Below are 13,733 nucleotides of genomic sequence, written 5' to 3'. Positions count from 1 at the left end.
CCCCGCATCGGCGTGCCGCACACCGTGCCGGGAGGGGTGTCGCCCGGGACCGCGCCGCCGGATCCTCTGCCCGGCGGGCGGCGCCGACTTCGGGACGTGGCGGCCTGCGCCGGCGTCAGGCGCCCGTACCGGTGAGTTCGCCGTCCTGCGCGACCCAGCAGGCGACGCGCGCCGGAGGGACGTCACCGGCAGTGTCTCCCGGTGTCTCCAGGAGAGCCGGCTCAGCCGTGCGGCAACGGTCGACAGCGAGGGGACAGCGCGGGTGGAAACGGCATCCGGGAGGCGGGCTGCCGGGGTCGGGGATCTCTCCGGTGAGGGCTTGCGGCCGGGAGCCGGTGCCGTCGGGCACGGGGACGGCGGCCAGCAGCGCACGCGTGTAGGGGTGCCGCGGGGCGTTGAAGATCTGTTCCACCGTGCCGGTCTCGACGATCCGGCCCAGGTACATGACCACGACCCGGTCGGCGAGCGCCCCGACGACGGCGAGGTCGTGCGAGATGAAGACGAGCGCGATGCCGTCCTGCCGGGACAGGTCGCGCAGCAGGTTCGCCACGGCGGCCTGGGCGGAGGCGTCGAGTGCCGACACCGGCTCGTCCGCGATGATCATTTCCGGTCGGGAGACGAGGGCGCGGGCGATTGCCGCGCGCTGGCGCTGGCCGCCGGAGAACTCGTGCGGGTACTTCTTCGCCGCCCCCTGCGGAAGACCGACCCGCAGCAGCGCCTCGTCGGCCTCGCGCGCCGGCTCGGGATCGCGTCGACCGCGCCGCACGCCCTGGGCGCGGTCCCGGGCGACCACCACCTCCTCGATCTGCGCGCCGACGGTGCGCCGGGGGTTGAGCGAGGCGTTGGGGTCCTGGAAGACCATCTGCAGGGGCAGCAGTTCCGCGGCACGGCGACGCCGGCGGACGGCGCCGACCTCCGCGCCGCCGAAGGTGACCGAGCCCGAGTGCGCGGGTGCCAGGCCGGTGACGGCACGGGCCAGGGTGGACTTGCCGCAGCCGGACTCGCCGACGACGCCGACGATCTCGCCGGGAGCGACCTGGAGGCTCACCCCGGCCAGTGCGCGCAGGGGGGCAAGGCCCTTGCGCGGGTACTCGACGACGACGCCGTCGACGCGGAGCAGTGGTGCGGCCGGCCGGTCCGGGGTCGTGGTCATGCGTCACTCCTTACGTGGTCGTCGGTTGCGTGGTCGTCCGTTGCGCGGTCGTCCGCCGGCTCGGTGACGACGGAGCGGTCCCGGACGGGTTCCGGCCCCGCGTCGGCTGCCCCGGAGACTCCGGGTTCCGCCAGTGCGCAGGCCACCGTCCGGGCCGGCCCGATGACCACCGGCACCGGGCGGACACGGTCGCAGCCGTCGATCGCGACGGCACAGCGCGGATGGAAGGGGCAGCCCGGCGGCAACGCGTCGGCGGCCGGCGCCGAGCCGGGGATGGGCCGCAGCGGCACCGCGTGCCCCACCGCGGAGCGCTCCCCGAGCGAGGCGTGCGGCAGGGCCTGGAGCAGCCCCTGGGTGTAGGGGTGCCGCGGCGAGCCGATGACCTCGGCGACGGTACCGGTCTCGACGACCCGGCCGGAATAGAACACGGCGATCCGGTCGGCCACGGAGGACAGCACACCGAGGTCGTGGGTGACCATGGCGATGGCCATGCCGGCCTCTCGCCGCAGCTCGTCGAGGAGTTCGACGATCCCGGCCTGGACCGTGACGTCGAGCGCGGTGGTCGGCTCGTCGGCGATGAGCAGCCGCGGGCCGCAGGCCAGCGCGGAGGCGATGGCGATGCGCTGGCGCATGCCGCCGGAGAACTGGTGCGGATAGCGGTCGGCGGCCGAGGTGCCGCCGGGGATGCGCACCAGATCGAGGAGTTCCAGCGCGCGGGCCGCGGCCTGCTTGCGGGGCAGGCCCTGGTGGCGGCGGACGTGGTCGGTGATCTGTCGGCCCACGGTGAGCATCGGGTGGAGCGCGGCGGACGGATCCTGGAAGACGACGGCGATCTCCCGGCCCCGTATCGCCTCCCACTTCCGCTCGGGCAGTCCGACGAGTTCGCGGCCGTCGAAGCGGACCGAGCCGGTGACCTCGGCCCGGTCGGGTCCCAGGCCGACCAGGGTCATTCCGGTCACCGTCTTGCCGCTGCCGGACTCCCCCGCGATGCCGAGGATTTCGCCGGGGCGGACGTCCAGGTCGATGCCGTCGACCAGCCGGATCTCCCGTCCGGCGCGGCGCAGGGTGACGGTGAGGCCGCGTACCGTCAACAGGGACTCCGCCGCGTCGCCGTCCGGGGGTTCCGGTCGGCTGTCCGTGGACTGCGCACCGCTGGGCGTGGCCCCCCGTCCGGTGCCGAGGGCGCCGGTCCCCGTCATGGCTGTTCCGGTGCCCGCCCGCGACTCCAGGGGCACGTCGGGCTCGCCGGTGCTCCGGGCGGACTCTCCGGACGGTGGGGTGTCCGCGGTGCGCTCGCCGTGGCCGGGCCGGGTGCCGTGACCGCGCCGGCCGAGGGGGGTGTCGCCGGTCATGACCGTTCTCCAGCCGTCGAGATCTTGGGGTCGAGCCGGTCGCGCAGGGCGTCGCCGAGGACGTTGAAGGCGACCACGACCGTGACGATGGCGAGGCCCGGGACGACCGCGAGCCACCACTGGTTGAAGTACTGCGAAGCCTCGGAGATCATGGTCCCCCACTCGGCGGCCGGTGGCCGGGCGCCGAGCCCGAGGAAGGACAGACCGGCGAGCAGCAGGATCGCCGCGCCCACGTCGAGCATGGCGAGGACGAGCAGCGAGCCGGCCACCGCGGGCAGCAGGTCCACCAGGATCGACCTCAGCGAACCCACCCCGGCGAGCCGGTTGGCGTGGACGAAGTCCGACTCGCGCAGCGAGAGCACCGTGGCGCGCACGGTACGGGCGTACGCGGGCCACCAGACGAGCGCTCCGGCGAGGACCGCGTTGGGCAGGGAGGGGCCGAGCGAGGCGGCCACCGCCATCGCCAGGATGATCACGGGGAAGGCGAAGACGACGTCGGTGAAGCGCATCAGGACCTCGTCCACCCAGCCGCCGAAGAAGCCTGCCACGAGGCCGACGACGGTGCCGATCAGCGCCGCGGCGGTGATCAGCACCAGCCCGACGGGGATCGACAGGCGGGCCCCGTACAGGACGCGCGAAAGGACGTCGCGTCCGGCCGGATCGGTGCCCAGCCAGTGCGCGGACGAGACGCCTTCGAGGGGCACGGCGCTCTGGTCGAGCGGGTCGTACGGTGCGAGCAGCGGCGCGAAGACGATGACGATCAGCCAGAGCAGAAGCACGGCTGCGGCAGCGCCCTGGGCAGGGTGGCTGCGGGCCCAGCGCAGGGCACGGACGGCCGTGGTCCTGCCGCGGCCCCGGGTGCCGGCCAGGGGGAGGGTGGCGGTCATGACAGGCGGATCCTCGGGTCGAAGGCGGCGTACAGCAGGTCGGCCAGCAGGTTGACCACGACGAAGCACAGGGCGATGAGGATGGACACGCCCATGACGGCCGGGAGGTCGAGGTTGGTCGAACTGCGGAAGGCGTACTGGCCGATGCCGTTCCAGGAGAACTGCTGCTCGATGTAGACGGTCGAGGCGAGCAGCAGACCGAAGGAGACGGTGGTGGCGGTGATCAGCTGGCCGGACGAGGAGCGGACGGCGTACCCCCACAGGACCGTGCGGCCTCGCAGTCCCTTGGCGCGCCCGGCCTTCACGAAGTCGGAGGAGAGCGCGTCGAGGACGGCGCTGCGGGTGAAGCGCAGGACCATGCCGACGACCGACAGGGCGAGAACCGCCGCGGGCAGCACCAGGTGGGCGGCGGCCGAGGAGACCGCGCCGACGTCGCCGTCCAGCAGGGCGTCGAGGGTGTAGAAGCCGGTGACCTGGTCCGGTGGGTCGAGGGCGGGGGCGAGCCGGCCGGAGCCGGGCAGGACGCCGAGGTTCTTGACGAACACGACGGCCGCGACCATGCCGATCCAGAAGATCGGGAGTGACACCCCGGTGAGGGAGAGCATGCGGGCGGTCCGGTCCAGCCGGCCGCCTCGCCGGCGGGCCGCGAGCACGCCGAACAGGACCCCGGCGGAAAGCGCCAGCAGGGTGGCGGTGACGACCAGTTCGAGGGTGGCCGGCAGCTTGTCCACGAGGTCGTCCAGGACCGGGCGCTGGGTCTGTTGGGAGGTGCCCAGGTCTCCGGTGAGCAGGTTGCCGAGATAGGTGACGTACTGCATCGGCAGTGACTGGTCGAGGCCCTGCTCGGCGCGGTAGCGGGCGACGATCTCGGGGTCGTCCAGGGCTCGTTGGCCGAGGTTGGCGGTGGCCGGGTCGGCCGGGACGACGGAGCTGAGCAGGAACGTCACCAGGGTGACGCCGAAGATGATCAGCACGGAGGAGGCGATGCGGCGCAGCGCGTAGCCGAGCAGGGGCGGCACTCCGCGACGGGGGCGCACGGCAGGCGCGGCGGAGCGGTCGTGGGGGCCCTGCTCCCCGGGAGGGCCGGCGGGGCCCGCGAGGGTGGTGCCGGAGGCGGTGTCGGTCATGTGGGTCACCCGTCCGAACGGCCGAGGGCGGCCAGGTCGAGGTAGTAGAGCGGGTTGCGGACCAGCCCGGTGACCTCGGAGGAGGCCACGGTGACGAAGTTGGGCTCCAGCAGCGGGACGAAGGGGCCGTCCTCGTTCATGGCCCGGTTCCACGCCCGGTAGGCGGTGAGCCGGTCCTTCTCGGCGATCGAGGCGTACGCGGTCTTCGTGAGGGCGGCGACCTCCGGCGCGGCCGAGGCGGGCCAGTGGACGCGCTTGGAGAGGTAGTCGCCGGGGGCGAAGCCGAGCACGTTCTGCGGGTCGAGGTAGTCCGGCGGGTAGGACCACAGGGCGAGTTGCGTCTTGCCGTCGACGTAGCGCTGGAGCGAGGTGGCGGTCGGCGAGGGGCGCAGGGTGACGTCGATGCCGATCTTGGCCAGGTCGCTCTGGATGCGCTGGGCGATGACGCCGTAGTCCAGACCGGCCAGCCGGTGGTAGTCGCTGGCGTAGTCGAGGGTGAGTTCGACGCTGTCGAGGCCCTGTTCCTTCTTGGCCTTCTCGACGAGCGCCCGGGCGGCCTCCGGGTCGTGGTCCGCCGCGGCGTCCTTGCCGAGTCCGCCGGTGAAGACGGTCGGCAGGATGCCGGTGGCCTGGGCGGATCCGGGCCCGGCGAGTTCGACGAGGCCCTCGTAGTCGATGCCGGTGCGGATGGCTTCGCGTATCTCGTCCGAGGCGGTCGGCAGCTCCTTCCGCTGCCCGACCGCGAGGTACAGGACCTCCGCGGCACGGCTGTCGTCGACGGTGATGCCGTCGCCGTGCAGGCCCTTGCTCTGCAGGGCGGAGATGTCGAGCGCGATCTGCGAGTCCCCGGACTGCACGCCGAGCAGTTGCTGCTGCGCCGAGGGCACGTTCCGGATGATCACGCGCCGGTAGGCGGGGGCGTCGCCGTGGTACTCCGGATTGGCCTCCAGCACGATCTGCGAGGAGTTGCTGTAGCTCCCCAGCCGGTAGGGGCCGGAGCCGGCGGAGACCGAGTTCAGCCAGGGTTCCGCCGTGTCCTTGTCCGCGGCGTCCTTGGCGTCGGTGCCGCCGTTCTCACGTACCGCGTCGGCGTTGAGGACACCGAACTGCGGGGTGACGAGCAGCGCGGGCACGTCGGCGCGGGCGGTCTCCGTGGTGAGGACGACGGTCCGGCGGTCCTTCGCCCGGACGGTGATGCCCGCCATCAGATAGGCGGGGCTGGCGTCGACGTTGCGGAGCCGGTCGAAGGAGAAGACGACGTCACTGGCCTCGACGGGCGTGCCGTCGGAGAACCGGGCGTCCGTACGGAGGTGGAAGGTCCAGGTCCGGCCGTCGGAGGAGTTGGTCCACGACCGGGCGAGGCCGGGCACGGGGGTCTGCAGGTCGTCGCCCCGGTACGTGGTCAGGGTCTCGTACAGGGCGTGGTCGACCATGTAGTCGGTGGGCTGGTACACCCGGGCCGGGTCGATGGACTTGGCGTTGAACGCGGTGTCGACGACCAGGGTCTCCCGGGCTGCTTCGGCGGAGACCCCGGCCGTGGCGCAGGAGGTCAGCGAGGCCGTCAGCGCCCCCGCCAGGAGCAGCGCGGCGAGCGTGCGGCGCCGGGTGGGGTGCGGTGGACGGCCGGTGGGCGGTGTGTCGGGGTGGTGGGTCACGTGGCTCTCCGCGAGGAGGTGGACGAGAAGGGGGCGGGGTGGATCACTCCCGGTGACGCGAGGGGGGTGGTGCGACGGGTGGGAAGGGGGATCGCGACGGTGGGCACGGCCTCCGGGGTGGGGTGTACGGAGTCCGTGGTCCGGGGCGGGGGCGTCGCGCGGCGACCGGGAAGATATGTCGGCGGCGCCCCCGCATCCCTGCGACCGGCCGGTGCGGCCGGTGGTACGCGGTGGGTGTGTCCGGTGCGGTGGGGGCCGTACGCCGCGAGGGCCGACACGGCCGATGTGGTGGGTACGGCCCACGCGGCCGGGCCGCCGGGACGGCCCCGGGACAGCCCGGCGGGAGGCCGGCCACCGACACCGTACCCAACGACGGGTCGGCCGTCGGCCGGCCCGGCGCCCGGGCCGGTATCTGCTGTGGCACGGCCCGCCGCCGAGCCGGGCGCACGGCGCCGTACGGCCGCCACGAGCGACCGCTGGGTGTCACCCGACCGCCACCGGACACCGGACACGGTTCAGGACCCGGCGGACACCGGGACGCGGGGTCGGGCGGCCTGGAGGTCGACGTCGATGGTCTGCCGGTAGAGCCGCAGCCAGTTGCCGCCGCAGAGCTTGGCGATCTCCTCGGGCGAGAAGCCGGCCTTGGCCAGTCCGTCGGGGATGTTGCCGAACTGGGCGGCCGTCTCGAACCACTCGGGGTCGGGCACCACCGGCGACTGGCCGGGCTTGCCCGCGCCGTACTCGGGGCCGCGGGTCCAGTGCCCCTTGCGCATCTCGACCATGTGCTCCTCGGTGAGGAAGCGGCCGAGGTCGGAGCCGACGCCGACGTGGTCGACGCCGATCCGCTCCACGGTGCGGGCCACCAGCTCGCACCAGCTCTCCACCGACTCGCACCATTCACCGGCGATGTTCGGGTACATGGTCAGGCCGAGCACGCCGTCCCGCTCGGCGAGCGCGTCGAGGACCTCGGGGCGCTTGTTGCGGGCGTGGTCGAAGAACTCTCGCGGGTTGGCGTGGTTGATCGCCACCGGGACGGCCGATGCGTGGATGGCGTCGTACGAGGTCCTGTCCCCCACGTGCGAGCAGTCGACGACTATTCCGCAGCGGTTCATCTCCTCGACGGCGTTGCGGCCGAAGCGGGTCAGACCGGCGTCGGTGGTCTCGTAGCAGCTCGCGCCCAGGGTGTTCTGGATGTTGTAGGTGAGCTGCATGACCCGCAGGCCCATGCGGGCGAACAGCTCGATGTAGTCGAGCCGGTCCTCGATCGGGGAGGCGTTCTGCGTGCCCATGAGGACGGCCGTGCGGTCTTCGGCTGCCGCCGCCTCGATGTCCGCGGTGGAGTACGCGATGCGCACCAGGTCGGAGTTGTCGCGCTCCAGCTCGTACCAGTCGGCGAGGGCCTGCATGGTCTCCGCCGCGTTCTCCCAGAACGCGATGGTGTTGGTCACGCAGTCCACGCGGCCGGCCCGCAGTTCCTCGAAGACCGTGCGGTTGAAGATGCCGCACTCGAGTCCGTCGATGTTCATCGCTGCTCCTCGCTGTACGTGGTCGTGGCGCCGGCGTCGCCGGGTGCGTGGTCGGCGGGGACGCCGAGGAAGTCGACGTCGTCGGTCAGGTCGGGCTCGATCACGCCGTTGTCGTCCACGGCGGTCGCGCCCGCGTGCTTGAGCGAGGTCACGGACTCCGCCGACAGGGCGGACGCGGACTCCTCGAAGAGGGACCACCACAGGTCGGCCGGGGTCTCGATGCCCTGGTGGACCGCGCGGGCCGCGGGCAGCGAGCCGACGAGCGGCAGGAGCCTAAGCAGTTCGGGGTCGTCGGGCAGCTCGGGCGCGCGGCGCTCCATGACGACGAGTACGCCCCGGTCCGCCAGTTCCGCCGGGACGGCGGGCAGGCCCGGCTCCGTGGCCGCGGTCCCGCCGACGGTGACGACCACGCCCCGGTCGGTCCCCTGGTGTTCCAGTACGGCGGTCAGTGCGGCCCGCTCGATGCGTCCCGCCCAGAGCGCGACGCGCTCACCGGGTTCGGCCTGGAGCAGGTCGAGCAGCGCGGGGGCGACGACCAGGGCGCTCTGGCCGAGGCAGTCCACGACGAGGGCGCCGGTGGCTTCGGCGACGATCTCGACCCGGCCGGAATGGGTCCGGTCGGCGTCGGTGAGCCGGTCGGCGAGCAGGCGCAGCGCGGGCAGTCCGGCCGCCTGGGCGTGCAGCACGAGGTCGCGGACGGCGGGCACCGCGCCGAGGGCGAGCCCCTGGGCCTGGAGGAGCCGCTCGGCGACCAGGCGCAGTTCGCGCGGCGACAGACGCAGGGTCTCGCCGCCGGACGCGTTGTGCCAGGTACGGCCGAGCCGGTCGGCGGCGTCCTCGGGTCCGGACGCGGCGGTGAGGGTGGCGGAGGTCATCGGGCGTCTCCGTTCGGGGCGGTACGGGGCGCGGTCGCGCCGAGGGTCACGGTGTCGGCCGGGCGGGGGACGGCGGGCCAGAACCAGGGGCCGGAGGCGTCGGCGCTCAGGTCCGCCGCGGTGGGGGCGCCCTGGAAGATGACCCCGCGCAGATCCCGGCCCAGGTAGTCCTTGGTGCGGTCCAGGCCGTAGAGGGCGGCGTTGGCCAGGCGGATGAGCCGGGCCGGTACGAAGGCGGCGTCCCTGATGTTGGCGTGCGGCAGCGCGTACTCGTACGGGGCCAGGCTCTGCAGCCGTTCCACTGCGCCGCGCAGGTCCGGGCGGCGGGCGAGCAGCCGTCCGACGGGAAGGGCGGGGTCCTCGTCGGCGAGGACGCCGTCAAGTTCCTGGACCATGCCCGGGATGTCCACGGTCAGGTCGACGGTCCCCTCGGGCAGTTCCTCGGTGGCACCGCAGCGCGGCTCCTCGGCGGAACGGGACTTGTACCAGGTGTTGGCGACCGCACCGGGGGCAGTGCGGTCGACCGCCAGCGCCCAGGCGTACCGGTCCGCGAGCAGCCCTCGCAGCGCCCCGACGGTCATGGCCGCGTCCCGGCGAAACGTTTCGCTTACGGTGAGTTCCGCCGCGAGCCGGTCCGATTCCCCCGGGTCGAGTTCCGTGACGACCGCGTTGACGACCTCCACCGCTTCGGCGCAGACACCGTCGACCCCGTCGACGAGTTCGGCCACCGTGGGCACCCGTCCCTCGGCGTCGGCGGCATCGGTCCGCTCGGCCACCGCGGCCAGGACGAGCCGCAGGTCGGCGACGATGCGGTCGGACGGTGTGAAGTAGGTGTACTCGTTGACGTCCTCGTCGTGGTAGGTCACCGCCCGCTCCAGTAGCGCGAGCAGGGTGTCGGCGACGGCCGAGCCGGGAGCGGCGGCCAGCGAACGGCCGTGCGCGAGGGCCTGCTCGCGCACCGTGATCCAGCGGTCCACGAGCACGGGGTGGTTGCCGACCCAGAGGACGAGGCCGAGCGCCGAGCTGTTGCCCACTCCGAGGAAGCGGCGTACCTCGGGGTCGAGGGCTGCCGCCCGGTCCGAGCGTCGGGCGGCGAGCGCCTCGACCAGGTCCGCGCTGAGCTCGCGCATCATGTACGCGGACAGCAGTTGGGCGTGGTAGGGCACCGCCAGCGGGTGGTCCTCCCCGTAGGCGAGGAAGGTGCGGGTGCCGAAGGTGCCGTTGCCGTCCAGGCCGATGTTGCGCATCAGGTATCCGACGCGGGCGAGGGCGACGGTGTCGGGCTGCCGACCCTCGGCCAGCGCCTCCACGACGTGCTCGAAGACCCGCAGCGAACGGTTGGAGCGGCACCAGGTCAGGGTGTGGGCGGTGGCCCGGCCGTGGTACAGCCGCGGCATCTCGTTGCGGGTGTGCTCGACGTCGTCGGCCGTGGCGGGGCCGTCGAGCAGCGCGCCCATCATGTCCCAGCCCAGGTCGAAGATGCGCAGGGTGCGCTCCTGCGAGGAGGGCGGGAAGGCGAAGGCGACGAAGTCCATGACCCGGTCCGCCGTGTGGATGCGGTAGACGGCCTCACCGCTGCCGTCGGCCTCGACGGAGAGGGAGCGGCGCTCGACGCGCCAGCCTTCCCGGAGCATCCGGTTGACCAGCGACCGGGCCGACGACAGACGCCCGGCCTGCAGGGAGGACAGGGCCTCGGCGGTCATGATCTCGGCGGCCGGCCGGCCGCCGGTGCGGTCGCGGCTGGGCTGTGGGACCACGGGAGGTTCCTTTCGTGCGTGTTCGTGCTCGGGCACCGCGGCAGGGGTGCGGGCGCCGACGGGGGGGGCGTCCGGGTGCGGTCGACCGGGACGTCCTCGGCCGGCCCTCCGTAGCCGGGACGCGGCGCCCGGCCGGGGCGGGCGGGGACCAGCATCGCCGGTGGGCATCGCAGGCGGGGTGCGCCGGCGGTGATGCGCGGGTGTCGTACCGGGGATCGGGGGCGCGCCGGCGTCCGCCCGGTCGGGGCGGCCTGCGCGGGCGCTGCCGCGGTGTGCGACCTTGGTGGAAGGGGCTTGCGAGCAGGCCCGGTGAGGGGGTGTGGTGGGCGTCTGCTCGCAGGACGAGCGGGGCGGACCCGGCCTTCGGCGGCGCGGTACCGCTCAGGACGTCAGTCGCGCTGCGGCATGCGGGAGTTCGGGCAGGGGAAGATCGCGCGGGGGTGTGATTCCGGGGCCGTCACCCCCGTCCGGAGACGAGGGCGGTGACACGGGCCGCGCCGGCGACGACTGCGGACGCGGCGGCCTCGGCGTCGAAGCGGACGGTGGGGCCGACGACCGAGAGCGCTGCGAGAACCCGGCGTCTGGTGTCGAAGACCGGTGCGGCGACGGCGACCGTCGGTTCAAGCGGATTGGGCAGGGAGACGGCGAAGCCGTCGCGGCGAATACGTTCCAGCTCCTCGTCCTCGGCGGTGCCCACCCCAGCCTCGCGCAGGGCGTCCAGGTCGTGCGGCAGGGCCCACGCGGTGAGCACCCGCCCGGAAGCGGTGTCGGAGATCGGCATCCGCGCCTCTATCCGGGCGTCCACCCGCAGCAGCCGGTCCACCTCGACCCTCTGCACGATCCGTGCCGAGTCGCCGTCGAGCACGGCCAGCGAGGCCGTCTCGTCCAGCTTCGCGGCCAGTTCCTCCAGCACCGCGGTGGCCCGGTGACCGAGGCCGGCCTGGGTGAACGCGGCGTCGGAGAGCCGGGAGACACGAAGACTGAGCCGGTAGGTTCCGTCCTCGGCCTGCTCGATCCAGCCCCCGGCACACAGCGTCACCAACTGCCGGTGCACGTAGCCCCGGCTACCGCCGATGCGACGGGCCAGTTCCGAGGCACCCACGCCCCGTGGCTCGTCGGCGAGTGCGGCGAGAACCTCGAGCGTCTTGAGTGAGGAGGTGAGAATCTGCGTGCCCAATGCTGTCTCCTATAGAGGGACACCGTCTCTTATGAGACACCGCACTCTGGCAGCCAGTTCACCGTAACGTCAATACCTCGCAGGCACACGTCACCGAGACCGTTACTAGCCAGGCGTTCACCTCACTCAACCTTCAATTCACTGGCTCAATAGCACCGGTGGCGCGTTTTCGCAGGCACTAAAGAGTGAGGCAGAAGCAAGCCCTCAGAAGCGGTCCGCTTCACCCCGTCCCCTATGAGGAGACACCGACTCTTGCGGGGGTCGCAAGCCCGCTTCGCCGACACCACCCTGCCCGGCCGTCCGGGCGTAAGCACCAGCCCCTGCCGCTCTCCGCCGCCGACGACCCGACCCACCCGAGCGACTCGTCGGCCGCATCGACGTGTGGGATGACCGCCACAACGAGCACCACACGCCCCCTGTGGCGAGCGAGAGAAACGTAGGCCACGCCGACGGGCAACACGGAGCTCGGTGGCGCCCGACCCGCACCATTCACCACGTCTCGGGCAGCCCGTCCCGGAAACAGGTAACTTCACCCTGCGGACATTTCCGTATGTCAGGCCCTCATCAAGACCTGACACGCCATCAGTACGAGCGTCACATGAGCGTCAGAACTGCCCAGCGCGGCACCGACGACGTGCGGAGGCACCACACGCCCGCCGTTCGACAACAGCTGGAACTGCAGGTCAGGAGCGTCGACCGGCATGCGGCGGCGCTCGACCCGTTGCGCGCCGAAAAATAGGTCGAGGACACCTGCCCACCCCTGAGCGGCCTAAGAAAATCGCAGGTCAGAGCTACTTTTCAGCAGGCTCAAGAATCGCCACGCACTCCACGTGCGACGTCATCGGAAAGATGTCGGCCTGGGCGAGTCACGGAAAAGGCCAGGTCAGAGCCGGTTTATCGGCTGGATGTCCCGTGGGCGGGCACCACCAGCGTCAAACGAGCGTCATGACCAACGGTCCATCCCGCTTCTCTTCCGGCGGGACAGGCTGCCACGATCAGCTCACCTGCACCGGCCCGCTCCCGCTCGCTCCGGACGCAGGCTCGCACATCATGACCCGCACCGCTTCTCAGGCCGCCATAGTGGAGTCATGCCCTCAAGCCCACAGCACGCCGCACCCCCTCCGAGCGGCCTCTCGGGCCCGGTCGCCGAGGACCTCGCGCTGTACCAGGAGAAGTTCCGGCGGCGTCTGCCGGAGTCGCTGGACGAGTTGCACGGCCCGACCCAGGGGGTCGTGGAGCTGCCACTGCACATGGCCTGGTCGGGGATGACCTCGTACGACCTGGGCAAGCCGCGCCAGTGCATGGGCCTGTACCGCACCGTCCTGCACGAGGGACTGCGCGACGACCTGCCCCGCTACCTCAATCAGGATCTGCTCCTCCAGCTGTGGCCGGTGCTGCGCACCCTCGTCGGCCGCACCGTGCGCGCCGTATGGGAAGACGCCTTCACTCAGCTCGCCTCCCGCACCCAGGCCGCCGCGTGACGGACATGCCGGAGCTGCACACGCGGCTCCTGGCGGATGTGATCGCCCTCGGCTCCCCATATCCCCTGGTCCTCACCGGCGGATATGCCGTGCGGGCGCACCACCTCGTCAACCGCCCCAGCCAGGACCTCGACGTCGCCACCGAGAACCCGGCGCCCATCGCCGACATCGCCGCCACGCTCCGCGCCGGCCTGGAAGACCGCGGCTGGAAAGTGCACGCGCTGGAGACCGCGCCACTGTCCGCGCGCTTCACCGTGACCGACCCAGCCACCGAGCAGGAATGCGAAGTCGACATCCTCAAGGAGATCTTCTGGCGGCCTGTCGCACAGAGCCCCTACGGACCCGTCCTCGCGGAGGAGGACGTGATCGGGACCAAGGTCCGCGCCCTCGCCGACCGTGGAGCGCCCCGCGGCCTGATCGACGTGTTCGCCGCCTCCCGCCGCTGGACCAACGCCGAGCTCGAGGAGTTCGGCCGCCGCCACGCCCGCGGCCGCTTCGAGCGCGAGGATCTGCAGTCGAACCTCACGGGCGCCGAGTGGACCGACGACGAAGCCTTCGCCGCATACGGCCTGGACGAGACCACGATCACTGCTCTTCGTATCTGGGCCGTGGAGTGGGCCGACGACCTCGCGACCCGCCTCCTCGAAGGGTCCGATGATCCGGACATCGACTGATCACGCCCGAACCTTCACACGGCTCCAGCCACCCGGGCGGTCACGAAACCCGGCGGCACCCTGCCTCTG

General features: G+C 72.4%; 12 protein-coding genes. 3 read left to right on the top strand and 9 right to left on the bottom strand.

Translation table 11 applies throughout. The features are described from left to right. Nucleotides 1-115: 115 nt before the first annotated feature. The 9 genes from ACIGO6_RS10430 to ACIGO6_RS10390 all read right to left on the bottom strand — a co-directional run bounded on the left by ACIGO6_RS10430 (nucleotide 116) and on the right by ACIGO6_RS10390 (nucleotide 11,509). Nucleotides 116-1,153 (bottom strand): ABC transporter ATP-binding protein, encoded by a 1,038-nt coding sequence (locus tag ACIGO6_RS10430; protein WP_399874064.1) that lies wholly within the window; start codon nucleotides 1,151-1,153, stop codon nucleotides 116-118. After that, the gene (locus tag ACIGO6_RS10425; protein WP_399874062.1) at nucleotides 1,150-2,505 is read right to left on the bottom strand and encodes an ABC transporter ATP-binding protein; all 1,356 of its coding nucleotides are present in this window, start codon (nucleotides 2,503-2,505) and stop codon (nucleotides 1,150-1,152) included. The genes ACIGO6_RS10430 and ACIGO6_RS10425 overlap by 4 nt, the downstream gene beginning before the upstream one ends. Continuing rightward, nucleotides 2,502-3,392, bottom strand: coding sequence for an ABC transporter permease (locus ACIGO6_RS10420; protein WP_399874059.1), 891 nt, complete (start codon nucleotides 3,390-3,392; stop codon nucleotides 2,502-2,504). Before ACIGO6_RS10420 ends, ACIGO6_RS10425 begins: the two co-directional genes overlap by 4 nt. Continuing rightward, nucleotides 3,389-4,519 carry an ABC transporter permease gene (locus tag ACIGO6_RS10415; protein WP_399874056.1) on the bottom strand — a complete coding sequence of 377 codons (1,131 nt, stop codon included), beginning with the start codon at nucleotides 4,517-4,519 and terminating at the stop codon, nucleotides 3,389-3,391. The genes ACIGO6_RS10420 and ACIGO6_RS10415 overlap by 4 nt, the downstream gene beginning before the upstream one ends. A gap of 5 nt (nucleotides 4,520-4,524) precedes the next feature. After that, on the bottom strand, nucleotides 4,525-6,174 hold the full coding sequence (locus ACIGO6_RS10410; protein ID WP_399874053.1) for an ABC transporter substrate-binding protein: 1,650 nt from the start codon (nucleotides 6,172-6,174) through the stop codon (nucleotides 4,525-4,527). Nucleotides 6,175-6,689: 515 nt separating this feature from the next. After that, nucleotides 6,690-7,700 carry a membrane dipeptidase gene (locus tag ACIGO6_RS10405; protein ID WP_399874051.1) on the bottom strand — a complete coding sequence of 337 codons (1,011 nt, stop codon included), beginning with the start codon at nucleotides 7,698-7,700 and terminating at the stop codon, nucleotides 6,690-6,692. Continuing rightward, a complete protein-coding gene (locus ACIGO6_RS10400) occupies nucleotides 7,697-8,575 on the bottom strand; it encodes a hypothetical protein (protein ID WP_399874048.1) in 879 nt (292 codons plus the stop codon). The genes ACIGO6_RS10405 and ACIGO6_RS10400 overlap by 4 nt, the downstream gene beginning before the upstream one ends. Continuing rightward, complete coding sequence (locus tag ACIGO6_RS10395; protein WP_399874046.1) at nucleotides 8,572-10,332, bottom strand: hypothetical protein; 1,761 nt, start codon at nucleotides 10,330-10,332, stop codon at nucleotides 8,572-8,574. Before ACIGO6_RS10395 ends, ACIGO6_RS10400 begins: the two co-directional genes overlap by 4 nt. 457 nt (nucleotides 10,333-10,789) lie before the next feature. Continuing rightward, entirely contained in the window at nucleotides 10,790-11,509 is a 720-nt protein-coding gene (locus tag ACIGO6_RS10390) for an IclR family transcriptional regulator (protein WP_399874045.1), read from the bottom strand. A 598-nt stretch (nucleotides 11,510-12,107) separates the two neighbouring features. Between ACIGO6_RS10390 and ACIGO6_RS10385 the strand changes: the two genes are divergently transcribed. The 3 genes from ACIGO6_RS10385 (at nucleotide 12,108) to ACIGO6_RS10375 (ending at nucleotide 13,664) form a co-directional block, all read left to right on the top strand. Further along, entirely contained in the window at nucleotides 12,108-12,248 is a 141-nt protein-coding gene (locus ACIGO6_RS10385; protein ID WP_399874042.1) for a hypothetical protein, read from the top strand. 349 nt (nucleotides 12,249-12,597) lie between these two features. Then, complete coding sequence (locus ACIGO6_RS10380) at nucleotides 12,598-12,990, top strand: hypothetical protein (protein WP_399874040.1); 393 nt, start codon at nucleotides 12,598-12,600, stop codon at nucleotides 12,988-12,990. A 5-nt stretch (nucleotides 12,991-12,995) separates the two neighbouring features. Continuing rightward, nucleotides 12,996-13,664 carry a nucleotidyl transferase AbiEii/AbiGii toxin family protein gene (locus ACIGO6_RS10375; protein ID WP_399874878.1) on the top strand — a complete coding sequence of 223 codons (669 nt, stop codon included), beginning with the start codon at nucleotides 12,996-12,998 and terminating at the stop codon, nucleotides 13,662-13,664. The last annotated feature ends 69 nt before the right edge of the window (nucleotides 13,665-13,733 follow it).

This window comes from Streptomyces sp. NPDC053750 (assembly GCF_044544295.1).
Lineage (GTDB): Bacteria > Actinomycetota > Actinomycetes > Streptomycetales > Streptomycetaceae > Streptomyces.
Note: the sequence above shows the minus strand (reverse complement) of the source record. Positions and strands in the feature narration are given on the sequence as shown.